Consider the following 22,918-nt stretch of genomic DNA (forward strand, 5'->3'; position numbering starts at 1 on the left):
ACAAGTTCCACTCGTGAATGAACCGAGCGCTCAAAACCTGTTTGTGCTGATGAACCACAATACCTACCTGGTGGCCAACGCATTCGGTGATATCGAACCTGGCGCCGTAGGGTTATTCCATCACGACACTCGACTCTTGTCTGTCTACCAGTTAAATGTTGCTGGACACCGCCCTTCCCTACTGTCTGCCTCAGTTAGCCAGGACAATGTCTATTTTCTCTCTCATTTAACCAATCATCCCCTACCCCTGTTAGGCGAAGAAATCACACCACAAGGCGTTATTCATATCGAACGCAAGCGTTTTCTTTGGGAGGAACGCATGTTCGAGTGCATCAACCTGTTCAATTACAGTGATCAACCAAGTCTGTTGCCGATCAATTTACGTTTCGCTGGCGACTTCCTGGATATGTTCGAGGTTCGCGGACAAAGCCGGCCTCTGCGCGGCACGCTCACCGCGCCGCAGGTATTCAAACAAGGGGTCGTCTTGTGCTACGAGGGCTTGGACAAACAGCCGCGCAGCATGGCGATCAGCTTTTCCGGTGAGCCAGCGCAGATCAATGCCGACAATGCCAGCTTTCGAATCGAAATAGGCGCTCATAAAAGCCATGAGCTTTATATTGAGGTTGGCTCAAGCATCATGCAGCCAGGGCGTCAACGGTATCGATCCGCTGCCGCTCAAGCTTGCCGTGCAATGCGCAAGAAAGACCAACGAGGCGCGCGCATCAAAGCTTCAGGCCGTTTGTTCCAGGCCTGGCTCAACAAATCACGTGCCGACCTGGCTTTACTGACGGCAGACCTTCCGACTGGCCCCTATCCGTATGCCGGCGTTCCTTGGTATTCCACGCCGTTCGGACGTGACGCTATCATCACGGCCTATCAATCCTTGTGGCTTAACCCCTCCCTGGCGCGAGGAGTACTCGCCTACCTAGCCGCTCATCAAGCCACCGAAACCTCGACATTCCGTGATGCTGAACCAGGAAAAATCATGCATGAGACTCGGCAGGGAGAAATGTCGAGACTCAACGAATTACCCTTTGCTCGCTATTACGGAGGCGTCGATACAACGCCTTTGTTCCTGATGTTGGCCGGCGCCTATGTACAACGGACTGATGATCTGGCGCTCATTGAGGTGCTATGGCCGGCACTTAAGCTGGCAGCGTCATGGATGGAAAACAACGCATCAAGGAATGCCGAAGGTTTTATCACTTACCAGCGAGGGGAAATCACCGGTCTGGCCAATCAGGGCTGGAAAGACAGTCACGATTCTATTTTCCACAAGGATGGTCGCTCGCCGGAAGGGCCTATCGCGCTGGTAGAAGTGCAAGGCTACGCTTGGCGCGCTTATTTGGGTATGAGTGCGTTGGCCAAACGCCGAGGCGATAACCAGGCAGCCGAACACTGGCAAACCTGTGCAAAAAAATTGCGTGAGTCGGTGGAACGCTGCTTTTGGATGAAGGATCAGCAATTTTATGGACTTGCCCTTGACGGAAACGGCGAGCGTTGCGAAGTAAGGGCCTCGAATGTCGGTCATCTGCTGTTTACCGGCCTACCTTCGGCCGAGCGAGGCAAGGCCGTTGCGCAACAACTTCTCACTAACGCCTTCTACAATGGCTGGGGCATCAGAACGCTTGAAACGGGGGCTATCCGTTTCAACCCTATGTCTTATCACAATGGTTCGGTCTGGCCTCACGATGTCGCTCTTTGTGCAGCAGGTATCAGTCGATACGGCGAACACATTGGCGCTGTCCGATTGCTAAGCGGAATGTTCGAAGCGGCTACGTTCTTCGGAATGCGATTACCGGAGTTGTTTTGCGGATTCAAGCGCAGCCCCGGTGAGACACCGGTAGCATATCCAGTAGCCTGTTTACCACAGGCTTGGGCAGCTGGCTCAGTGTTCATGCTCTTACACGCCTGTCTGGGCATTACTGTTGATGCCGAAGACTGTCGTGTGGTCATTCGACAACCTCATCTTCCCATTGGCATTGATCGCCTTGAAGTGCGGAAGCTGAGAATCAATGAACATAGCGTCGACCTTGGTTTCCAAAGAATCGGTGATCGCGTCGTTGCCTATATTGAACGGCAGCAAGGGCCCAAATTGATTCGTCTGGATGTCAAACTTTAAAATGCTACACAACTTCGATTGGCTTTTTGCAGAGCCCTACAGGATACAGGGCTAGTATAAAATGCTTTAGCGGGGGTCTTGCTGTCTATCCATTACCGCGTTATCCGTTTCTTCACATACCCGGCTAAGATCGAGCCCAGTATCGTCATCATTAAGCGCATACTCACCTTCGTAATCCGGAAGCTCGTCATCCCTGACTCTTTCATTGGATCAACTTCAGCACGCCCAGAATTCAATGGATAAGGTGACGTAGGCATCGGGTCAATGGCGTAGAACCAGCCTAATACAATTAGTGGAAAAGACATGATTGCTCTATCCTTAGATAAAAAACATGCTCAATTTCATGCGTCAGGTGGGGTTCGAAGTAACGCGTCCTGGAATTGCTACAATCGATTTGACTGACAGGCTTGCCGAACTCGGCAGCTTTACCAAAGCAGCCAAATCGTTAGACATCGGCGACCTCAGGTCACTCGGTATATCCAGGAGTTGGAGACGTCATTGGGCATGCCTGTTTCAGCGCACCATGAGAAAGGTGGCACTCACCGCAGCCTCCATAAAAGAAACTACTTCATTCAGGAGTGCGATCTCGACGGCAGTGAACGACTATATATAAAACCGCACAGAACATCCCGAATGAACAACAATCCAATTGAAAGCTGATAAATTATTTTCCTTTTAAAATCGCCATTCGTCGTCTTATCAAAAAAAATTCGACTTTTTCAAAAATGTAGGAATCCCACTAATACACCCCTATAATCGGTGTGTATCGTTTTTTGATTGATTGGCGATTTCTGATAGGAGAAAGTAATGAACTACGTAGATCGAGATACCTATGGTATCTACAAAACCAACCTCCTGCGAGATACCAGCTCCGAAGAACAAGGGCCTGGCCCCGACCTAATGGGGGCAGACACATTAATCGGAAATGATGTTTATAACCATAATGAAGAAGACTTGGGGGATATTAAAGAAATCATGCTAGATGTACGTAGCGGAAGAGTAAGTTATGCCGTACTCTCATTTGGTGGATTTCTTGGTATGGGAGAAAAACTGTTTGCGGTACCGTGGAATGCATTAACACTGGATACAGTAAACAAACGCTTTGTACTTAACGTAGAGAAAGAACGCTTGGAAAATGCACCCGGCTTTGACAAGGACAGCTGGCCTAATATGGCTGACGAATCTTGGGCCACAAAAATCCATTCTTTCTATGGAACTAAGCCCCTCGATTACAATGTCTAGTTTATCCATATACGAAGCGAGAATGATGCACGCCCAGTGGTTGTTGGGGGTCAACCACTAGGCTCATTGCGTTGAGGAAAAGGTTCTATTAGTAGCAATAAGAGTTGAAAATTAATTCTATAGAAGGCTTGAATCTAAGGCTAGGTTCCAACCATACCGTACACGCAGTGCGGCCTCTGAATTCGCTCGTATCGGAATAACTGAACTGAGTTTCAGTGAAAGCAGAAGGCCGACTCCCGGTTAGGATAACAGCTGTAACTGGCCGTTTTTCTCCTCTCGCAAGGGCAGAAAGCGGCCAAGTGAAGAAAATGGCCGAAAGCGCCCTTCTCCATATCCGCATTATTCGTCGACAAAGAGGGGGCTTCCGCGACCTTCAGTCCAAGTATTTGCAACCGTGCAGCCAGCGAAGATCATGAGAGGTGAGCCGCTGACATGCGTGAATATCGTAGCCGCCCAGCCCAATCCTCCTTCTTACATCATGAAAACAACTTCAACAGAAAATGCCGAGAATGCTGTGAGCCCGCCGAAGAAACCAGTGGTAACGAACAATCTCCAGGTAGGGTCAGGGTTGGGCATTGTCGTAAAGATCCATTGCGCTACCAATGATGAAACCGCCTACGAGATTTACTAGCAGAATGCCGAGAGGCAAATTGTTAAAAAATCCATTCAGCTTTAACCCGAGCACCCAACGAAGCTTGCAGCCCAAGCTACCGCCGATGATTACTGGAGGAAGGGATGTGTATATACGTGTATTCCAAAGGGATTGAAGGCCCTATGGAAAGACAGGCACGCACCCACGACTCTTCCACAGGGTAGCGTAGGCATCATCAGCCGAGAGGCGGTTTTGAAGAGGAATGTCGTCTCCAGGGCAAATTTTAAACAAGCCTTTTATGCTATCAATACTGTTCGCGGTGATCGGCAAAAAAAGGGCCCTCAAGACCCTTCGTACGCCACCCAAGATCACTTGTTCAGTCAAGACTTAGCGGTCGTGGGGCCTTGTTCAGATTCCGACACCACCTTCACAGTCCTCCGTCGTCACAATACGGACGAAGAATGTTCAAATCAGGTGAACCGGCTTACCGCAACGCTCTTGTCGTCCAATGGCCACTCATACGCGCATTGGTGTTGCTACCCTGCCCTCGCAACACCGCAATATCCCGCTTGGGGGGTACGCCAAACAACCGGCTGTACTCGCGGCTGAACTGCGATGGGCTTTCATAGCCGACCTTGAAAGCCGCACTGGATACGTCCTGGTGTTCATTGAGCATCAATCGCCTCGCCTCATTCAATCGCAGCCATTTCTGGTACTGCAAGGGACTCATTGCTGTGAGTTGGCGGAAGTGGTGGTGAAAAGTCGGTGTGCTCATCTGCACTCGGGCCGCCAGTTCATCGACGCGAAGCGCCAAGGTGTAATTCAACTTCAGCCAATCGATGGCTTTGGCGATCCGGTAACCCTGGCCATCGACGGATGTGATTTGTCGTAGTCTGCCCGCCTGATCACTCTGCAAGAGACGGTAGTGAATCTCGCGCTGGATCAAGGGTGCGAGAACAGGGATGGACTCCGGCTCATCGAGCAGTGCCAATAAGCGCTCGAATGACGCCAGCATTGCCAGGGTCACTGAACCAATTCCTACCCCTTTCGCAACTGATCGATCCCGGATTGGCGGCAGGTCACTTTGCGCTATCAGTTCAGCCAGCATGCGCAGATCGAGTTTCAAAGTCAGCCCCAGGCATGGCTTTTCCGGGCTTGCAGCAAGCACCTCGGAATTGGCTGGCAAGTCCAATGACGTGACCAGGAATCGCGACGTGTCATACGGATAACCTTCGCCACCAACCCACAGCTGCTTCTCGCCCTGAGCGACAAGAATGATGCTCGGCTCGACCATGCAAACGACGGGGGGAGAAGGATGCTCACGCCGATAAAAGCCCAGGCCAGCAATCGAAGTAGCGCAGTCACCGGGCTTTGCGATTCGAGCACCAATGGTATGCGCAAGCGCTTCTTGGGGGGATGTGTATGCAGCGGCGGTTTCGTGTTTGATCGTCATGTTCGTCTTGTACCTCTTCGCTGAACTCTAACTCGCCAGCTGGCGACCGTCCCGCAAAAAAGCCAAGACTCATAGGATCAGGCAAGTAATCAAGCGGAATGCTCTACAGAGTCTCTGGGCAGAGCCGGACAATGATCATCCGCCCCCCCCATTCAGGACTTTCCCATGCTTGTAAAAGCCTATGGTGCTCACGTGGGCGACAAACCGCTTGAGCCGTTGCAGATCAGCCGCCGTGCACCTGCTGCCCATGACGTACAGATCGATATCGCCTTTTGTGGTATCTGCCATTCGGATCTGCATCAGGTGCGTGCCGAGTGGGCAGGCACGCAATTCCCCTGCGTACCAGGGCATGAAATTGTTGGCCGCGTATCAGCAGTGGGTGCGCATGTTTCGGACTTCACCGTCGGTGATCTCGTCGGGGTCGGTTGCATCGTCGACAGCTGCAAACACTGTGACGACTGTGCCACGGGCCTGGAAAATTACTGCGACGACATGGTCGGCACCTACAACTTCCCGACCCTGGATTTACCCGGCTGGACACTCGGCGGCTACTCGCAAAACATCGTGGTGCATGAACGTTACGTACTGCGCATCCGCCATCCCGAAGACCAATTGGCTGCCGTTGCACCGCTGTTGTGTGCGGGCATCACCACCTACTCCCCACTCCGTCACTGGAACGCCGGGCCGGGTAAGAAAGTTGGCGTGGTCGGCATCGGTGGCCTAGGTCACATGGGCATTAAGCTGGCCCACGCGATGGGCGCCCATGTAGTGGCGTTCACCACCTCGGAGTCCAAGCGCGAGGCGGCGAAGCAATTGGGTGCCGACGAGGTTGTCGTGTCGCGCAATGCCGAAGAAATGACCGCGCATGCCAAGAGCTTTGACTTCATTCTCAACACCGTCGCAGCCCCGCACGATCTCGATGCTTTCCTGGTGCTGCTCAAGCGCGATGGCGCGCTGACTCTCGTCGGTGCGCCCGCATCGCCACATCCGTCGCCGAACGTATTCAACCTGATCATGAAGCGCCGAACGATTGTCGGCTCGATGATCGGCGGTATTCCCGAGACCCAGGAGATGCTGGATTTCTGTGCCGAGCACGGCATCGTCGCCGACATCGAACTGGTTCGAGCCAATCAGATAAACGAGTCCTATGAGCGAATGCTCAAGGGTGACGTCAAGTATCGCTTCGTAATCGACAACGCCACGTTGGCTGAATAAACGCCTGAGTCAAAAACTCCAGCGAACAACCATGCAATCGAAAGGAATATCCAGTGAAAGGAATTTTGCTAGCCCTGGGGCTGCTCGTTACCTCTTTTTCTTCAATGGGAGCCGATATGTCGAACGGCGCGGACAACTTCTACAAAAGCGAGAAAGTGACCGTTGAAAAGGTCACTTTCAAGAATCAATACGGTATGAAGGTGGCGGGCAACCTGTTCACCCTGAAGGATCTCAACCCCAAAGCAAAAAATGCCGCCATCATCGTCGGCCACCCCATGGGTGCGGTGAAGGAGCAGAGCGCGAACCTGTACGCCACCAAAATGGCCGAGCAGGGCTTTGTCACGCTGTCGCTGGACTTGTCCTTCTGGGGCGCGAGCGAAGGCATACCTCGCCAAGCAGTCTCGCCAGATATCTACGCAGAAGACTTCAGTGCCGCCGTAGATTTTCTCGGCACTCGACCCATAGTCGACCGTGAGCGTATTGGCGTCATCGGCATCTGCGGCAGTGGCAGTTTCGCCATCAGCGCGGCCAAGATCGATCCACGCCTGAAGGCAATCGCCACCGTCAGCATGTACGACATGGGTGCGGCCAACCGTAACGGACTCAAACACGCCGTGACTGTCGAACAACGCCAGCAGATCATTCGCGAAGCGTCCGAGCAACGCTATGCGGAATTCCAGGGTGGCGAAATCCGCTACACCGGCGGCACACCGCTCAAACTGACTGGCAACGAAGTAGGCGACGAGTTCTTCGACTTCTACCGCACCCCACGAGGTGAGGTCACTCCGGCAGGCGCAACGCCGCAGACAACCACCATGCCGACGCTGACCAGCAACGTGAAGTTCATGAACTTCTACCCGTTCAATGACATCGAGACCATCTCCCCGCGCCCATTGCTGATCATTGCTGGTGCCCAAGCCCACTCACGCGAGTTCAGTGAGGATGCCTACCAGCGGGCTGCTGAGCCTAAAGAGCTGCTCATTATTCCAGATGCCGGACACGTGGATCTTTACGACCGGGTCAGCCTCATTCCATTCGCCAAGTTGACCACGTTCTTCAAAAGCAACCTGAAGTAGCCCGGTCGGTGCCCTAGCCGGGCATCGGTTCTCTCATAGCCTCGCCCTCGGGGCTACGACGCTTCGCGCAATACAGGATTCAAGCAATGACTGATCACCTCCTCCCAGTGCCCCATAAATCGTGGAGCGCCGTATTCGCCATGGCGCTCGCCGCCTTCGTGCTCGTGGCATCGGAGTTCATGCCCGTCAGCCTGCTGACACCAATTGCCGCAGATCTGCATATCACCGAGGGGCAAGCCGGTCAGGGGATCTCCGCTTCGGGGCTGTTTGCCTTGTTCACCAGCCTGCTTATCCCGCCGGTGGCGGCGCGGGTTGACCGTAAACCGCTACTTCTTTCACTGACACTGATGGTGATCCTATCCGGAACAGTGGTCGCGTTCGCACCGAACTACTGGGTGTTCATGGTCGGGCGAGCACTGATCGGAGTGGCAATCGGTGGATTCTGGTCATTATCGGCGGCAACGGCCATGCGTCTGGTACCTGATAATCAGGTCACACGGGCCATGGCAATCGTCAACGGCGGCAACGCTTTGGCGACGGTAATTGCAGCGCCATTGGGCAGTTTTCTCGGTGCATTGATTGGCTGGCGCGGTGCATTCTTGTGCGTCATCCCAGTCGCGATAGTCGCCGGTGTCTGGCTCTTACTAAGCCTTCCAGCGATGAAATCGCACAGCGGCTCAGGCACTGGAAACGTCTTCAGATTGATGAAAAGCCTACCGGTCGCTTTAGGCATGCTGGCGGTCAGTGTCTTTTTCATGGGCCAGTTTATGCTGTTTACCTATTTGCGCCCATTTCTTGAAACGGTCACGCAGGTCAATGTTTCCATGCTCTCGCTGATGTTGCTCGGCCTGGGCCTGGCGGGCCTCGCGGGAACTTTCCTGATTGAAGCATTCTTGAAAAACGGACTGCAGCGTACCCTTATCGTTATCCCGATCTTGATGGCGGTGATTGCACTGGCGCTGGTTTCATTCGGTAGCTCAGCGGCCACCACGACCGTCCTGCTTGGCCTATGGGGACTGGTTGCGACCGCAGCGCCCGTAGGATGGTGGACATGGCTGGCGAGAACGTTGCCAGAGGCTGCTGAAGCAGGAGGCGGCTTAATGGTGGCGATCATCCAACTAGCAATCGCGTCTGGCGCAATCGTTGGTGGGCTGGTCTTTGACTTGAGCGGCTATCGAGCGACCTTCGAGTTAAGCGCCACCTTGCTGGGCGCGGCGGCCGTTCTTGCCTTCCTGGCTGCACGCGCAGCATCGCGAGAGTCTCTTGCGGTGGCGAACAACGCTTGAAATAACCACAAGCCACCGCAATGCATATCTTGTGGCTCGGTTGTGCGACACGGCTGAGATGCTTCCTCTCCCGAGTTGGAATATTGCGTATGCCTCTCTTCAGCTACTCTGAGGCCGTAAGATGCGCGTATGCGAGCCGCAACTTTTGACTATCCTTTTACAGGAGCCAGACAACCTCGCCGACACTTGAATATCTATCCGCACGCGTTCGTTTCAAACTCAATGAAGCGTCCATGGGAAAAAGGATTTAACGCAGAATGTGGCCACTTGCTTCGCCTACTCTTCTAACTTGCCTTCTAAATCTAGTTGTTGCGTGCGCGACCGCCAGCGCCGTACTCGAGCCAAATGAAACGCTGACGATCATGGTGGAAGATGCCGCCGCACCTTGGTCGAAAAGCGACGGCACAGGTTACGCCAACGATGTAGTCAGAGCCGCCTTCAAAGAGATGGCGGTAGAGATACAGTTAAAAGTCGTGCCGTATTCACGCTGTAAGTACATGGTGCTCACTGGTCAAGTGGCCGCGTGCTTCAACATGAGCTGGCAGCCCGAATTTGAGGGCAAGATCAAGCTGGCGGCGCGACCGATCTTTAAAGTCAGCAACGATATCTTCGAACCTATCAAAGCCCCCTTGCCACTGCCCCTAGACGGTAAATGTGTTTTGCCTGCTGGTACAATCGTTGGCATCACCAGAGATTACGAATACTCAGCCCAGGTGATGGCACTGCAAGCCTCAGGGGTAGTATTCGAGAATTCCCTCTCGGACTTAACAAGCCTGCAAAAACTCGCCGTTCGGCGCTTTCAGGCGGCAGTGATTATGAGCAATGATCTTGAGGTCAGGAACCAGAAGGCCAAACAGTCGGGCACAGAAGATACGGTGCGCTTCGCCTTCAATTGCGGAGTAGAAAACTCAACGATTGGCTTCAGCTTAATGCATCCAGACGGATTGCGAGCTTTGGAGATATATGATGAAGGCTATAGGCGTGTCGAAGCCAACGGCGTGCTAGAGGAGATACATAAACGCTGGTTCCCTTAGCCATCGCTAAAAACAGAACACCGGCCCAAGTAGCTCTGGCATGATTGCTTGCACAAAAGCCATGGGTCGTCCCAATTCCAGGCACCCGCAGGGTAGATCATCTGACAGAAAACCTGGGGACTTTGGACATTCAGCTCACTCGCGAGCATTTACTGATGTTGGCACCGATGCCGAATTGACCTAGTTGCCGATATGTCACTGACCCAGTCTGCTCCTCTCGAACCATTTACTATGCGGGATTTGTGCAGAATTATAGGTGGGGCAGTCTTGCTTCAGTTCGTAGGTCAATTCAGCGCCGGCGTCAACAGATGGAGATCAAATAGGCCGTATGGGCGACTCGCCCCTTCTTTCTAACGATCCTTATCGATACGGAATGAGGCCCCATAGGCCGACATGGGCAAGAGATTTGAACCATCGGCCCGTAACCGCGAACGGAAGGTACCGCTTTGCGGTTGAGTACGGTACAGCCCACGCTTTTGCAGTTCGGGAATAACCAGCTCGACGAAGTCCTCAAGGCTTCCGGGGCTAATCAGCGGATTGATCATGTAGCCACTGGTACCGGAGATTCGTGCATGCTCCTCAATGCGCACGGCCACCTGTTGCGGGGTGCCCACCAGAATCAGATCGCTGCCTCGGGTGACGTTGGCAAACCGTTGTTTGACGTCGCCAGCGGTCAATGGTTTGCCACTGCCATCGGGACGCATCACGTAAGAGGTCATGCCTTCGGTGTGTGTAGAAAGCGCATCACTGTCGGCGTAGCGGCTGATATCGATGCCGGTATCACCCGCATAACTGACCAATTGTGCCTGCAAGTGATAGTTGCTTTGCAGTTCATCATATTTGCGCTGAGCTTCGATCTCGGTCTTGGCCGTGACGATACGCAGCACCGTCAGGGATTTTACATCTTCACGCTGACGACCGCGTTCTTGGGCCTTGGCCCAGATCTCTTCCAGTCCCTGACGAATTTCCTGCGGGTTGGACTTGGCAATGAAGATCAGCTCGGCGTGCTTGGCCGCAAACTCACGTCCGCGCCCCGACCAGCCGGCCTGAATCAACAACGGCGTGCGCTGTGGCGATGGCGAGGTCAAGTGCGGCCCGGCCACCCGGTAGTGCTCACCGACGTGGTTGATCGGCCGCACTCGATCACCCCGGGCGTAGAGTTGGCGCGCCTTGTCCGCGACCACAGCGTCATCGGCCCAACTGCCTTCCCAGAGCTTGTAGACCACATCGAGAAACTCTTCGGCGCGCTCATAGCGGTCATCGTGCTTGATCATCTGCTCCAGGCCGAAGTTGCGGGCGGCACTGGACAAGTAAGACGTGACGATGTTCCAGCCGACCCGGCCATTGGTGAGGTGATCCAGCGTGCTGAAGCGTCGGGCATGGGTAAACGGATGTTCGTAGCTGGTGGTGACGGTGACGCCAAAGGCCAGGTTTTCCGTCACGGCAGCCAAAGCCGAGATGATCATCAAAGGATCGTTCGCCGGTGCTTCAACCGCCCATTTCATGGCCGCATCGGCATTGCCGCCAAATACATCGTAGAAACCCAGCACATCACCAAAAAACAGCATGTCGAGGTGAGCCTGGTCGGCAATGCGTGCCAGGTTCGACCAGTAGCCAAGAGAGTTGATGGTCAGTCGTTCGTCAGCCGGGTGCGTCCACAGGCTTGGTGCACCGCCGCAACCGACACTGGCCTGCTCGTATAGTGCAAACAGCAGAGGTTTTGGATCGGACATAGTGGCTCCTGAAATAAATGATTAAACGGGGCGGGTCACCGCTGATTCTTGAATCCTTTGCCGTAGTGGCGTTCGAGGCGGTGCTGTATCAACTCGAGCCCGATGGACAGCAGCCAATAGATGACGGCTGCGGTGGTGAGCATCTCGATGTAGCGATAAGAAGACCGCCCATAGGACTGCGCCAGGAACATCACTTCCCAGACGCCCATCACCGAGATCAGCGATGAGTCCTTGAGCATTGAAATGAACTGGCTGGTGGTCGGAGGAATGATCGTGCGCATGGCTTGCGGCAGGACGATGTGCAGAAACGTCGCCGTCGGCCTGAGACCCAGCGCCATCGCCGCTTCGCGCTGCCCAGGCGCTACGGCCAGGATGCCGGCACGAAAGATCTCGCTGAGGTAGGCCCCATAATTGAGCGAGAGCGCAATGATACCGGCGCTGATGGCACCGGGAACAACCCCCAGCTGCGGTAAACCCAGGTAGATCAGGAGAATTTGAATCAGCAGCGGAGTACCGCGAAAAAAAGAGGCGTAAAAGCTCGCGATACCGAAAGCCACGGCACTGCGTGACAGACGCGCCAGCGCCGTCACGAACCCCAGGAGCAGGGACAGCCAGATCGAGCAGAAGCACAGAAACAACGTCAGTGCGGCACCCTGCAGGAAACCGTTGGGCCCCAGATGCAGGCCGACCAGATTCGGCCACTTTTCCAGAATGATCGAGAACTTCAGATCGAAGCTCATGAAAAACATGACGCACAAGCCGAACAGCGCCGCCCACGTCAGATACAGACGAGTGCGAAAGCCAAAGAACTGGCTCAAGCAGCGCGGCTCGCTTTGGGGTGCGACAGTCGCCTTGGCCGAGTATGGATTGCGGGCTGTCATTGGCTGATATCGGCACCGATCCATTTCTGCGAAATCTTGCTTAGAGTGCCATCAGTCTTGAGTTGGGTGATGACCTCGGTGACCTTCGTATTCCATTGCGGATCGCCCTTTTCAATCGCCACGACGTTTGGTTCGGCGTATAGCGCATCGCCGGCAATTTTGAAGCGAGAATCCTGAGCAATCCGCTCACGCGCGGTGATGAGGTTGGTGACCATGGCATCCAGACGCACGCCAGTACCCAGTGCCAGATCCTGGAAGGCTACTGTCTCATTGTCGTAAGGAGCCACCTGAACATGATCGAATGGATAGCTTAATGGCTTGTCTTCGGCGCCCTCGATCACAAGATCTTTGTTCAAGTAGGCTTCGTAAGTCGACGCGCTGATCACGCCGACTTTTTTGCCGGACAAGTCTTTACCTGAAGTGACGTCTTTGTCCTTGGCATTCACCACGATCACCGCTGGTGACTGGTAATACTCGACCGGGAATTCGAACACTTCGGCGCGGGCTTTACTCGGAGTCATCGAGCAGACGCAGATGTCATAACGCCCGCTCCAGTGGCCAGCAGCGATCACATCCCAGGATGGGGTCTCCAATTTGAGTTTGACGCCAAGGCGTTGGGCAACCGCCTTGGCGACATCCACGTCAAACCCGTCCAACTGGTTTTGCTCATTGAGGAAAGAAAACGGCGGATAACTCTCCATCAGGACGCCGGTCAACTCACCTTTCTCCGTCACACGATCGAGGATGGGGCCTGCAAAAGCTGCAGAGCAATTAGCGGCTAATGCCAGGCCCAAGGAGAACAATGCCGTGGTTTTCAAGTACGTAGCTCCAATCAGTTGAAAGATTTGATTAGATTAAAACGCAATATAAAAATCACTTGTACATGTTTGTTGGAATATCAAGCTAGTTTCAGGCTATATCGAGCCTTATGGGTTCAGGCGCTGGCTCCACTGTTCCCTCTTTGTAGATGAGTCAGAACCTTGCCACGATCGTGCCCGCCTATCCTGCAGCCATGCAGGAGCTTATGCACCTTCAATGTCGGACGTGAAAAAGTTACTCAGCACCGTTCGCGAGTCCGACGAAATGGAGTGCTGAGACGACTGCCCAAAAAATCGTCAAAATGAAAAGGGCCCTCGAAGGGCCCTTTCTTGTACTCCAACCAAGATCACTTGGTCAGCCAAGACTCAACGGTTGCGGCACCGTGCTGTGCAATTGATTCGCTAAAAGGAGCGCTCATTAATCGTCCCTAAAGGCGAGGCGCCTGGCTGTGATTTTCTCTGGGTTGCCCAAGATCTGAAGAACAACATTGTTTGTTGAATTGATAATTGCATCGCCGAAAATGTGCACAAATTTCGTATGACTGAATTCCATGCTTGGCAGCTTTATGTCGGCGCAAAGTCCAGCTAAGTAGTCTGGAAGCCTGACGTGCTCCGCATAATCTGTTTTACCGTCCATATACGGGTAGGCAAACAAAAACTGGGGTTTGTTAGGGTCTTTCACAGTGCCTGCCTGGAGGCGAAAAAGGAGAAACAATATGTATGCGATATCAAAAGCGACCTCGTTGTACCTCTCGAAAGTTGCATCGCGATCAGTCACCCAACGGAGGTACGCCGGGGCCTTGAGCTGATTCAGAGTCAAGAATAGGAATGCCGCAAAGGTAGATGTCAGCAGTACCTGCCTAGCAAGTTTGGCATTGAATTTCTTCCGCTTAACATCAAATGCAAACTCTCCAAGGGCTTTGTCGATTCGCTGCCAGTATTCTCTATCTGCTCCAGGCTCAGCCGACCACAACGCAATCAGCTCACGCAGCCCTAAGCAAAAACCATGAATATTGTCGTCAGTTATGAAATCTCTGAGCAGCTTTGAATCCCGCTCAACGATGAACGAGACGCTGAACGCCACAGGGCAATTGAGGTAGGAGATCAGCCCCTCCGAAGCCTGGCGGGTTTTCTTCAGATCCTTGGGGGCTACGTTCGCAATGTATTCTGAGAAATTCTTATCAGTGTCATGGTTGAGTGTGATGACGAACGAGAAACTGTCGTTGGCCTTATCAGTGTTGCCCACGCAATAATCTGAATAGACATTCCACGCTGCATCTGCTGGAAACTTTTCAAACCAGGCCAGCATGTCTCGAGTGAGCGATGGGCTGTTGTCGGTGAGCAGCTTGAGTAAATCGAACATGCGCAACCCTGCTGGCGATGTGAGAGTGCCATCCTACCAGTCGTATCAGGGAAACCTTCAGCTAGCTAAGCGCGGTACGCGAAAAATCCCGAAAACGCTCGATGCTTGTCTTACTGTTATGACTCCAGTCACCTCGCTCCACCTTCAGGCCGAACGAATTTAGATCTCAGAGAGTTTTGCCCTATCACCTTCAATCGACGTGGTAATCGACCTGATGGCGAGTGATACGAACCCCAAGCAGAAGGTCTCGCACGCGCAGATGCTCTGGGTGCGTGGCGTAAGCACTCAGCGCAGCCTCCGATTCAAATTCTGAGTAGAGCACCGCCTGAGAGCTGTGCTCGAAGTGGCAGTAATCAATGCCTATCTCAATATGCAGCATCCCTGGGATACGACCACGCAGCTCCTCGAACAGTTTTTTCACCAACTGAGCAGCCGAGGTGCGCTCAGCCTCATCGGCACCAGCTACCCTCCTCATGACAATGTGCTTGATCAATTTCCCGCATCCTAGAAGAGTTAAAAACTGACTCATTTAGCATGGAGCGATCAAGCGAAGTCTCCTTCCATTGGATAGTGGGCCTGTCCTGTTTTTCATGGCCATAGCCTCATCCAAAAAAAAGGGCCCTCGAAAGGCCCTTTCTTGTACTCAATCTGAGATCAGTTGGTCAGCCAGGACTCAACGGTCGCGGCGCCGTGCAGTGCTTTCCATTCCTTCAGCGTTTTGTGATTGCCGCCTTTGGTTTCGACGAGTTCACCGGTGTGCGGGTTCTTGTAGACCTTCACTTGACGCGGTTTGCGGCTGCCAACTTTAGACTCAGCTACTGGAGCACGACGGCCCGCCTGTGGATCAAGCAAGTTGATCACGTCTTTCAGGCTATATCCGTACTCACCCAGCAAAGCGCGCAGCTTGCTCTCAAATTCCATTTCTTTTTTCAGGCCAGAATCGCTTTTCATCGACTCGAGCTCTGCAAGCTGCGCAGCTAGTTGCTGCTCTAGTTTGCGATATTCAGCCAGACGGGACATACGATCCTCTCCTATTAGAAATGATGAAAAATATAAATCCCATGCTAAGCGATGGGCTGTTAATCGTCACCAAAGATCTATCCAAACAGCTTCAGATGTCCTCTTTTCCCTGTAAGTAGAGCAACATCGACTTACCCACACACCATATGCGGTTTGGTACTGTTCCCTAAGCGTGGAAGCCAGGGGCCGAAACCCTGGTATGTAACGCCTAACCCCGGTAGTTACACGGAATCACTTCGCTGCCGGGTCGCTTGCCAGCAAATGAGCGAGCCTACAGTAACCAGAGCTGCCCCCTGCCAAAACTGCATTTTCAACATAGCACCCAGCCAAACTGCAGCGAACGCTGACGACAGCACTGGCGCAAAGTAGGAAGCGGTAGCAAGCAAGGTAAGATTTCCGCGCAAGATGCCAATGTTCCAGAGGGCATACCCACCAGCCATTCCCACAGCGGCGGCGGCAAGTTGCAGGCTGCTACCCAGGGTCAACGCTGGAATCACTTCGCTGCTGAAGAAGTATTTCGACCAAAGCACAATCGCCGTTAGGACGAAGAACAACACCACAAGATTTTTCCCGTCCGCGTACCGGCGAGTAACGTTGCAATATAAAGCGAATGTGATTCCGCAAGCGAGAGCGAGACTGTAGCTGAGCGGATTGGATTCCACGTTGGCAACGATGCCTGGCAGTGACAAGCCATCCCCACTCACTACCCACAAAATACCAAAGAGGGCGAGTGCCGTACCTGGGATGATGATCCACCGCGTCTTTTGCCCATTCATGATGATGGCTAGAACGACGGTAAGGCACGGCCATAGGTAATTTACCACACCCAGTTCGATTGCCTGATTACGGTTGCTGGCAAACCCTAAAGCCAAGGATAAGCAGACCTCATAAGCGACAAACAGGGCACTGCCCAAGACGAGATAGAGTTTAGGTGCGGAGCGCAGGCGAGGTTTCCCCAGTAAGCACACAAGCAGGATCGCGCCCAATGTATAGATCATGGCTGCGCCACCCAGTGGGCCGAAGACTTCACTCACGCTCCTGATTAGACCTGAGGCGGTGCTCCACAGAAGAATCGCCACTAATCCACAAGCTGTGGCGGCACGCTCACCCCTAATCCGCATCTTCCCCTCTCGCCCAAAAAGTCGGCGAGTCTACAGGAACGGGATAAACCCCAGCATTGAGATCAAAGTCTCAGAAGCCTGATACCCACGCCACGATAATGTCCCCTACTGAGCTCAAAGGCAGGAGTCTATCCAGCATTGTCTCCTCTGGATTGATAGTTAAACCGTTTTCAACGCCTTTTTCTGACCGTTCCCAATCCCTAATCTGTGCCATGTTGAACGACGCCAATCACTTAACTCGAAAGGATTTCATCATGAGCCACCCTACCTACAACCGCCTGAACAAAGATGACGCCGTAGTTCTGCTGGTTGACCACCAGACCGGTCTCATTTCCCTGGTTCAGGACTTCTCACCTAACGAATTCAAAAACAACGTGTTGGCTCTGGCGGACGTGGCAAAGTTCTTCGAGCTGCCGACCATTCTCACTACCAGCTTTGAACAAGGCCCCAATGGCCCACTGGTTCCAGAACTTAAAGAGATGTTCCCAGACGCGCCTTACATCGCAAGACCTGGACAGATCAATGCTTGGGACAACGAAGACTTCGTGAAGGCAATCAAGGCGACCGGTCGCAAGCAATTGATCATCGCCGGCGTGGTGACTGACGTCTGTGTGGCATTCCCGACTTTGTCGGCGTTGGCTGAAGGTTTTGAGGTGTTCGTGGTAACCGACTCTTCCGGCACCTTTAACACCACCGTGCAACAGGCAGCCTGGAACCGCATGACGCAGGCAGGCGCTCAGATGATGAACTGGTTTTCGGTAGCCTGTGAGTTGCAGCGCGACTGGCGCTACGACATCGAAGGCTTGGGTAATCTGCTCTCACAACGTATTCCGAACTACCGCAACCTGATGAACAGTTACTCGGCGCTGACTGCACGCCAAGCGTAAGTCTGTCAGCTAATGTAGAGCCCGCATTCGCGGGCTTTTCATATTGTTCTGGTCGAGTTGGCTGCGTTCAGCGAAGAGCTCTAGCAGACGATAAGAGCTACCGACAGTACACAGTCCAAAGCTGATCAACCCTCGTTGTGAAACTCTGACTCATCATCTCCCTCCGCATACCCCAATCTGGATCGGTTGGGACACTAGCGAGACGCATCGTGCCCCTGCCCCATCGACCATTGATGGCATCCAATACCCCCATTACCTTTTCGGTTGCAGCCGGTTGGGAGATCGCAAAGAGGTCGTCTGTGTATTCGCCTTTTTGGCAAAGGCTAACCAGAAGCACCTCAGCTTTGCTGTACTTGAAGCCTGGTCGGAAGACTTGATCCACCGCTTCCACGGCAGCTTTTGTCATCAAACGCAGATCGTCCGTTGGATAGGGCAATTCCACTAGGACACCATTGGCGTACTTTGCCTCTTCTGGATTAAACATGCCGGTGCGAATGCTCACCCGAATTTTCTTGCACAGTGATTGCTGGGCTCGGAGCTTCTCCGTGGCTCGCATCATATAGGTCGCTACGGCCTCTTTGATCGGTGCAATCTCGGTGAGACGCTTGCCGAACATGCGGCTGCAGCAGATCTCCTGCTTCCGCGGGTCAGGCTCATCGAGTTCCAGGCATGGCGTGCCGGCAAGCTCGCGCGCCGTTTTTTCTATCACCACGCTGAATTTTTTGCGCAACATCCAGGGATCGGTTTTGGAGAGATCCCAAGCTGTCTTGATGCCCATCCCTTCTAGGTGCAAGGTCATCTTCCGTCCTACTCCCCAGACATCAGAGACCGAGCATTTTTTCAGCACCCAATCGCGCTTGGTTTGATCACGGAGATCCACCACTCCGCCACTCTGCGCTTGCCACTTTTTGGCCGCGTGATTGGCGAGTTTGCTGAGTGTTTTCGTGCCGGCAATACCTACCCCGACCGGGATACCAGTGCTTCTGTAAACTTGGGCACGTATCCGTCGTCCGAGTGCTTCGAGATCACCAGGAACGCCAGCTAGATCCGCGAAGGCCTCATCGATGCTGTAGACCTCGACAGCAGGTACAAGCGACTCGATCACGCTCATCACGCGCTCGCTCATGTCGCCATACAGCGCGTAGTTCGACGAGAACGCGACGATGCCGTGCTGCTTGAGTTTGTGCTTGATCTGGAAGTACGGCTCACCCATTTTCACGAACGGCTTGCTGTCCGCGCTGCGAGCGATCACGCAGCCGTCGTTGTTCGACAGCACCACGATGGGTGTCTTGGCCAAGTCAGGGCGGAACACGCGTTCACAGCTCGCATAGAAGCTATTGCAGTCGATCAGCGCGAAGACAGGATCAGGCTTTTGGATCATGAGCACGCACGCTGAAAGTCACCACACCCCAGATGATGAGCTCGTCGCCCTCGAGAATGTAGCGCGGCGGATAACCTGGGTTTTCGGACATCAAGATGATATTGGGCCCACGCTTACAAAGGCGCTTGCACACGGGCTCCGAATTCACTGCGGCGATCACGATGTGTCCGTGCTCAGCAGTAATCGAGCGATCCACCACTGCCATATCACCATCGAAGATCCCGGCGCCTTCCATGCTGTGCCCTTCGATGCGCACCAGGTAGATATGCGGCGCACGGATGTCCAACAACTCGTCGATGGAGATGTGCTGCTCGAGATGATCTGCAGCCGGCGATGGGAATCCCGCAGGGACTTTGAACGAGTAGAAGGGAAGCTGAACTCCCCCTTCCGCCAACGGGCCGAGGATGGTGACGCTCATGAGGCATGCCTTAACCAAAACTGTATATACATACAGTTAACGTCGAAGACGGCTTGCGGTCAATCTCGGGCTAAGAAAATTGCGACCGATGGGTTTTCTTGGAGGAATGTTTGGAGGTTGGCCAGGAGTCATGAGAGCTGAAACCTGACCGAACGTCGATGTGCCGTCCGAGGTTGCGAACTGCATTCCACTGCCAACCGGTTTGCATTCAACCCACCAATCGCATTGGTTTTTCCCTAAACCAAACTGGGCAAGGAACAAGGCATGCAACAGGCAGGAATCAGCCAAAAGCAGACACCCGACTGACATCAAAACACAGTCCGTTCACCTCAATTTCTTGTCCCAAAACGCGAAGAAACTGTCCTGTCGCGCCAATAGCATTGCACCCAAGATACCTACTATAGGAGCGCCCCTGTTCAATCAACCGAGGGCGCTACCTATAGCGGATGCCCCTATTGCGCACCGCTGAACAGCACGTATTGGAGATAATAATGACAGCAGTCGCCGCAGACCAAGACACTCCTTCACCTATCACCCCCTCGGCATCCGCCATAATCCGGCCGTCAGTCCGACAGCATTCAATCAAGGTGGAGATTTGTTCCCCAGCCATCGGCGCCGAACTCAGCAACATCAATATAGCCGATGCGACCCAGGACTCCGACCTGATCGCGGAAATCAGGGCGCTCTGGTTGAAACACAAAGTGCTGTTCTTCCGAGATCAGAACATCAGCCCCTTGGAGCAACAGATGTTCGCCGCTCAATTCGGCAGGCTGGAAGGTCATCCCCTGGCGCCGAGCCATCCGGAAGCAGACAAACTGTTGATGTTGTACCGCAATCTCGACCCAAGTAAACCCAAGAGCTTTGTCGAGAAGGCCAGTCGCGAAAACCTTTGGCATACCGATGTCACCTTCAAACCGGCACCACCTCGCGGAGCGATATTGCGCTGCGAGCAGGGCCCTGAATCCGGGGGCGACACTCTGTTCTCAAACATGGTGATGGCTTACGAGAATTTGCCGGAAGCCATCAAACAACGGATCGATGGTCTATACGCCAAGCACAGTGCCGAGCACTCCTTTGGTGCCCAGTTGCCACGTGAAGAACGTCACGCAATGGCTGCGAAAAACCCTGCCGCCGAGCACCCGGTGGTGCTGATTCATCCAGAAACAGGCGAAAAGGTGCTATTCGTCAACTCCGCGTTCACCACGCACTTCTCGAATTTCTTCAACTTCGAGGATATCCGCTACGGACAGGACTTCATGCCGGAGGCTCATCATTTGATGAACTACCTGACGTCTCAGGCCGCGATCCCGGAGTACCAGGTACGCTTGAAATGGCGAACCAACACGATTGCCATGTGGGACAACTTGCAAGTCCAGCACTACGCGGTGGCTGACTACGGCAATGCACCACGAAAGATGCTGCGCGCCACTCTCGCGGGCACCCCGCTCACCTGATCCCGAATCCTCGGTGGAGCCTCCAAGCCCCCCCCGGCCATCACCGATGGTCGGGCGATCCTGGCTGCCAACAAATACTCGATTTGAACTGCGTCAAAGGAGAGACCCATGCTCTACGAACACGTCGACACTGCCGTCATCGATGGTGAAACATTGCCGTGGGTGCCGTTCACACCCTATGCGGAAAACGTCCTGCTCAAGTACTTCAAGCTCGACCCGATCCATGGTGAATGGATCGTCATGATGAAGGCGCCGATAGACATGCAACTCCCCAAGCACCATCACACTGGAACGGTGATGGTCTACACAATCGAAGGCCGGTGGAAATACAAGGAGCATGACTGGATCGCCGGCCCTGGCAGCATCGTCTATGAGACTGCCGCATCGACTCACACCCCCGAAGTCGTCAACACGGGAAGCGCCGACGGGTATGTGCTGACGCTGGTTCACGTAACCGGTGATCTCGCGTTCCTGGACGGGAACGACAACATCGTTGCGCTCGAAAACTGGAAATCCGGATTGCATCGCTACCTTGCCTATTGCGAGCAACACGACATCACGCCGAAAGATCTGACGGCGTTCAACTGATCCGGATGGCATGAGAAGTACCGGCATCCCCGGTGTTTAGGGGTGCCGGTTGTGCGTCATATCGAATAACCCCTTAGCCGCTCGAATGTCACGATGCACCGTGCGTGAGCGCCACCACCTACAGTGCAGAACGCAGGCCCTAGCGTTCCAACTGCTCAAGAAACTCCAGCAGCAATTCGTTGACTTGGTCGGCACGCTCTTCCGCCGCGCTATGGCCTACACCGGCAAGCAGCACCTTTTTCCGCAATCCAGGCAACCAGGTGTCGAGTTGCTCGTAAAGGCCACGTATTTCGGCGGGTTCAAGTGACGGATCAGCAGCACCACCGATGAACATGCTTGGCTGGCGAATGACCGCCCCGTCGAGAAACGCTGTGATTTCCCAATTCCGGTCGCGACAGCGGTAGTAATTCAACGCACCGGTAAACCCTGTACGTGTGTACTCCGCGACGTAGTAGTCGAGCGACCGCGCGCTCAACCATGACGGGAACTCCCCCTTGGGCTCCGTGAAAGCATTAAGAATGGGCTCCCCAGGCTCGACGAACAAGCGCCAGCGTTCTGCTCCGACTGCATTGCCGGAGATCGAGTAGAAGACACTGCGCAACGTCTTGCGCGGATCATTCGCTAACTCGCGATCCGGCTTATCGAGCTGCTGGAAATACAGATGGTGGTACACCCTGCCCTTTGCCATTGCCTGTAAAGCTACGGTTGGTTTGATCTTGCCCCGTGGGGGCACGGGCGTATTGAGCATCACCAGGCTGCGGAACAGATCCGGGCGCAGCATGGCCGACGCTTGGGCCACCCAAGCGCCCAAGTCATGCCCAATGATCACCGCAGATGTTTCGCCCACTGCCGCCATCAAACCAACCATATCGCCGACGGCCTGGCTCATGTCATAGGCTTCGATGGCGTCAGGTCGATCTGTCTGCCCAAATCCCCGTTGATCAGGGACGACGACCCGATAACCAGCCTCGGCCAACGCCAGGATCTGGCGCCGCCACATGTACCAGAGATAAGGAAACCCATGCAGCAGAATGACGAGTGGGCCCTGCCCTTCGTCGACGTAATGCATGCGAATGCCGTTGATTTCAGCAAAGCAGTGGTTGAATGCGTCTGGGTCGTCGGCATCCACTTGCCCCATTGCGGCGAGCGACTGCCCCATGCGCATTGCAGCGGGCGTATCCATTTACTACCTCCATTTTTTTGTCGTTGTCGGAGTTGAAGGTAGCCCTGACAA

The 22,918-nt window shown here is 53.9% G+C and carries 20 protein-coding genes, 1 pseudogene and 1 riboswitch; of the genes and pseudogenes, 9 read left to right on the forward strand and 12 right to left on the reverse strand.

Annotated elements, in window-relative coordinates; translation table 11 throughout:
- The first annotated feature begins 13 nt into the window (after positions 1-13).
- Positions 14-2,122 (forward strand): amylo-alpha-1,6-glucosidase, encoded by a 2,109-nt coding sequence (locus tag BJ917_RS01550; RefSeq protein WP_256658484.1) that lies wholly within the window; start codon positions 14-16, stop codon positions 2,120-2,122.
- Between the two features lie 807 nt (positions 2,123-2,929).
- A complete protein-coding gene (locus tag BJ917_RS01565; RefSeq protein ID WP_121101282.1) occupies positions 2,930-3,364 on the forward strand; it encodes a PRC-barrel domain-containing protein in 435 nt (144 codons plus the stop codon).
- A gap of 339 nt (positions 3,365-3,703) precedes the next feature.
- On the opposite strand, the pseudogene crcB reads toward BJ917_RS01565, so the two are convergent.
- Together crcB and BJ917_RS01575 are read right to left on the reverse strand one after the other, a co-directional pair.
- Positions 3,704-4,109 (reverse strand): annotated as a pseudogene (crcB, locus tag BJ917_RS32140) (fluoride efflux transporter CrcB).
- 66 nt (positions 4,110-4,175) lie between these two features.
- A riboswitch (Fluoride riboswitch) is annotated at positions 4,176-4,238 on the reverse strand.
- Positions 4,239-4,440: 202 nt separating this feature from the next.
- Positions 4,441-5,409: an AraC family transcriptional regulator gene (locus BJ917_RS01575; protein WP_121101284.1), complete on the reverse strand. Its 969-nt coding sequence runs from the start codon at positions 5,407-5,409 to the stop codon at positions 4,441-4,443.
- A 165-nt stretch (positions 5,410-5,574) separates the two neighbouring features.
- Between BJ917_RS01575 and BJ917_RS01580 the strand changes: the two genes are divergently transcribed.
- From BJ917_RS01580 to BJ917_RS01595, 4 genes are all read left to right on the forward strand, one after another.
- Positions 5,575-6,624 carry an NAD(P)-dependent alcohol dehydrogenase gene (locus BJ917_RS01580; protein WP_121101287.1) on the forward strand — a complete coding sequence of 350 codons (1,050 nt, stop codon included), beginning with the start codon at positions 5,575-5,577 and terminating at the stop codon, positions 6,622-6,624.
- 53 nt (positions 6,625-6,677) lie between these two features.
- Positions 6,678-7,700 carry an alpha/beta hydrolase gene (locus tag BJ917_RS01585; RefSeq protein WP_121101290.1) on the forward strand — a complete coding sequence of 341 codons (1,023 nt, stop codon included), beginning with the start codon at positions 6,678-6,680 and terminating at the stop codon, positions 7,698-7,700.
- An 86-nt stretch (positions 7,701-7,786) separates the two neighbouring features.
- Positions 7,787-8,986, forward strand: coding sequence for an MFS transporter (locus BJ917_RS01590; protein WP_121101293.1), 1,200 nt, complete (start codon positions 7,787-7,789; stop codon positions 8,984-8,986).
- Between the two features lie 362 nt (positions 8,987-9,348).
- Entirely contained in the window at positions 9,349-10,020 is a 672-nt protein-coding gene (locus BJ917_RS01595) for an ABC transporter substrate-binding protein (RefSeq protein ID WP_158602461.1), read from the forward strand.
- A gap of 350 nt (positions 10,021-10,370) precedes the next feature.
- Here the strand turns inward: BJ917_RS01595 and BJ917_RS01605 are convergent, their stop codons facing one another.
- The 7 genes from BJ917_RS01605 to yddG all read right to left on the reverse strand — a co-directional run bounded on the left by BJ917_RS01605 (position 10,371) and on the right by yddG (position 16,956).
- The gene (locus BJ917_RS01605) at positions 10,371-11,753 is read right to left on the reverse strand and encodes an LLM class flavin-dependent oxidoreductase (protein ID WP_121101299.1); all 1,383 of its coding nucleotides are present in this window, start codon (positions 11,751-11,753) and stop codon (positions 10,371-10,373) included.
- Positions 11,754-11,788: 35 nt separating this feature from the next.
- Positions 11,789-12,634 (reverse strand): amino acid ABC transporter permease, encoded by an 846-nt coding sequence (locus BJ917_RS01610; RefSeq protein WP_121101302.1) that lies wholly within the window; start codon positions 12,632-12,634, stop codon positions 11,789-11,791.
- Complete coding sequence (locus BJ917_RS01615; protein WP_121101305.1) at positions 12,631-13,452, reverse strand: transporter substrate-binding domain-containing protein; 822 nt, start codon at positions 13,450-13,452, stop codon at positions 12,631-12,633. Before BJ917_RS01615 ends, BJ917_RS01610 begins: the two co-directional genes overlap by 4 nt.
- Positions 13,453-13,870: 418 nt before the next feature.
- Complete coding sequence (locus BJ917_RS01620; protein ID WP_121101308.1) at positions 13,871-14,815, reverse strand: GCN5 family acetyltransferase; 945 nt, start codon at positions 14,813-14,815, stop codon at positions 13,871-13,873.
- A 190-nt stretch (positions 14,816-15,005) separates the two neighbouring features.
- Entirely contained in the window at positions 15,006-15,308 is a 303-nt protein-coding gene (locus BJ917_RS01625) for a Dabb family protein (protein ID WP_121103072.1), read from the reverse strand.
- Positions 15,309-15,469: 161 nt separating this feature from the next.
- The gene (locus BJ917_RS01630; RefSeq protein WP_121101311.1) at positions 15,470-15,835 is read right to left on the reverse strand and encodes a histone-like nucleoid-structuring protein, MvaT/MvaU family; all 366 of its coding nucleotides are present in this window, start codon (positions 15,833-15,835) and stop codon (positions 15,470-15,472) included.
- Between the two features lie 221 nt (positions 15,836-16,056).
- Positions 16,057-16,956: an aromatic amino acid DMT transporter YddG gene (yddG, locus tag BJ917_RS01635; RefSeq protein ID WP_121101313.1), complete on the reverse strand. Its 900-nt coding sequence runs from the start codon at positions 16,954-16,956 to the stop codon at positions 16,057-16,059.
- 254 nt (positions 16,957-17,210) lie between these two features.
- Here yddG and ycaC point away from each other — a divergent pair, with 254 nt between their 5' ends.
- Positions 17,211-17,843 (forward strand): isochorismate family cysteine hydrolase YcaC, encoded by a 633-nt coding sequence (gene ycaC, locus BJ917_RS01640; RefSeq protein ID WP_121101317.1) that lies wholly within the window; start codon positions 17,211-17,213, stop codon positions 17,841-17,843.
- Between the two features lie 97 nt (positions 17,844-17,940).
- Here ycaC and umuC read toward each other — a convergent pair whose 3' ends face one another.
- The gene (gene umuC, locus BJ917_RS01645; RefSeq protein WP_121103073.1) at positions 17,941-19,221 is read right to left on the reverse strand and encodes a translesion error-prone DNA polymerase V subunit UmuC; all 1,281 of its coding nucleotides are present in this window, start codon (positions 19,219-19,221) and stop codon (positions 17,941-17,943) included.
- On the reverse strand, positions 19,208-19,642 hold the full coding sequence (locus BJ917_RS01650) for a LexA family transcriptional regulator (RefSeq protein ID WP_121101320.1): 435 nt from the start codon (positions 19,640-19,642) through the stop codon (positions 19,208-19,210). Before BJ917_RS01650 ends, umuC begins: the two co-directional genes overlap by 14 nt.
- A gap of 581 nt (positions 19,643-20,223) precedes the next feature.
- Between BJ917_RS01650 and BJ917_RS01655 the strand changes: the two genes are divergently transcribed.
- Both BJ917_RS01655 and BJ917_RS01660 read left to right on the forward strand, forming a co-directional pair.
- A complete protein-coding gene (locus tag BJ917_RS01655; protein ID WP_218570197.1) occupies positions 20,224-21,096 on the forward strand; it encodes a TauD/TfdA family dioxygenase in 873 nt (290 codons plus the stop codon).
- A 108-nt stretch (positions 21,097-21,204) separates the two neighbouring features.
- Positions 21,205-21,684 carry a 2,4'-dihydroxyacetophenone dioxygenase family protein gene (locus BJ917_RS01660; protein ID WP_121101326.1) on the forward strand — a complete coding sequence of 160 codons (480 nt, stop codon included), beginning with the start codon at positions 21,205-21,207 and terminating at the stop codon, positions 21,682-21,684.
- Between the two features lie 139 nt (positions 21,685-21,823).
- Here BJ917_RS01660 and BJ917_RS01665 read toward each other — a convergent pair whose 3' ends face one another.
- A complete protein-coding gene (locus BJ917_RS01665) occupies positions 21,824-22,867 on the reverse strand; it encodes an alpha/beta fold hydrolase (RefSeq protein ID WP_218570188.1) in 1,044 nt (347 codons plus the stop codon).
- Positions 22,868-22,918 lie beyond the last annotated feature (51 nt).

The organism is Pseudomonas sp. WPR_5_2 (genome assembly GCF_003634475.1).
Classification (GTDB): Bacteria; Pseudomonadota; Gammaproteobacteria; order Pseudomonadales; family Pseudomonadaceae; genus Aquipseudomonas; species Aquipseudomonas izuensis.